Below are 1,364 nucleotides of genomic sequence, written 5' to 3'. Positions count from 1 at the left end.
TTTGCAATAACTTTTTTAACCCCTTTAATTCAATCTGCTCCATCACCTAAAATCATAATTTCGGTATCATCTTGAATATTATAATTACTTATTATCAAAATTATTAATTTAACAACAAAACGGGTTAATTTTGTTTTTTTAGAAATATAAATTGGAATATTATCTATTTCGTAAACACCTAACTTATTTGCAATTACATGTCTTTTTTCGGTTGATTTTTCTTAATCATATCCAGTGTGAACGGTAGAAATTAAGGTGTGTTTTTTAATCTTTTTTCCTCCATATCACACTTTCATTTTTAAGTATGTTCCATCTACTTGAATATATAAAGTATGTGGAACATTTATTTTGATATTGGTATTATTAATATAATATTTGTCGTTTGTTGTTGCGTTTTTTATTGTATTTGAAATTGTCATTAAACTAATTTTTGCTTGTTCTAATGCATCTAAAATATCGCGGTATTTTTTATCATCACTTAAAAACAATAAAATTCTTTTTTTGACGTCATTCCCCAGTCTTTGTTGAAATTGTCATTAAACTAATTCATCTTAAATAAAAATATATTCTTCTTTCCCTGTTATTGGATTAATTTTATAATATCGTCGTCTGCGAAATGTTATTTTACCTTTTAAAGTAATTAATGTTTTTATTCTTATTTCTTTTACTCGATAATGTTTAAAATTATCATCATTTTTATAATTTTGAAAAATAAGATCATCGTACTTTTCTAACCTATATGCAATTTCTCCAACAGCATATCTATTCAAATCTTCATATGTTTTATTAAAAAAGTTGTCACCATTAATAATATTATTAATATCCATTTTAAAGTTGTTTCCTTTCCTGATTTAAAAATAAATCATCACACACATTAAAATAAACACCCAAAAAAAGCAAGTTATTTTTAACTTGTTTTTCCAATATAATATTATTAATATCCATTTTAAAGTTGTTTCCTTTCCTGATTTAAAAATAAATCATCACACACATTAAAATAAACACCCAAAAAAAGCAAGTTATTTTTAACTTGTTTTTCCAATATTTAATTTTTTTAATATTATTTAATACAATTTTGATACTTTTTTGATAACAAATATATTATATCTTAATTTAAAATAAAAAAACAAGATTTTTAATCTTGCTTAATTATTATTCTTTTGTTTATTTTGTAAATTCATTAATGTTTGATAAAATTTTTTAACGACTTTAAAATCTAAATAAAAATCATCATCTTTGTCTTGTTCCTTATATGTTCCTATGTCTTCTTTTAAATCATTAGTTATTTTTCCTTCATTATCAAAACTAATAAATATATAGTCATGATAAAAACTTCCCTCAGGAGTTATTTTAAATTCAATACT

The 1,364-nt window shown here is 21.8% G+C and carries 3 protein-coding genes; all 3 read right to left on the bottom strand.

The annotated features are described in order from the left end of the window. Positions 1–221: 221 nt before the first annotated feature. On the bottom strand, positions 222–488 hold the full coding sequence (locus C6B38_RS03975; protein ID WP_105298735.1) for a hypothetical protein: 267 nt from the start codon (positions 486–488) through the stop codon (positions 222–224). 63 nt (positions 489–551) lie between these two features. Next, positions 552–827, bottom strand: coding sequence for a hypothetical protein (locus C6B38_RS03970; protein ID WP_105298734.1), 276 nt, complete (start codon positions 825–827; stop codon positions 552–554). Between the two features lie 318 nt (positions 828–1,145). Next, positions 1,146–1,364 (bottom strand): hypothetical protein (locus C6B38_RS09865; protein ID WP_162475849.1); only part of this gene is annotated, 219 nt, incomplete at its 5' end.

This window comes from Spiroplasma sp. ChiS (assembly GCF_002968355.1).
Taxonomy (GTDB): domain Bacteria; phylum Bacillota_I; class Bacilli_A; order Mycoplasmatales; family Mycoplasmataceae; genus Spiroplasma; species Spiroplasma citri.
This window is presented reverse-complemented; position numbering and strand designations above follow the sequence as displayed.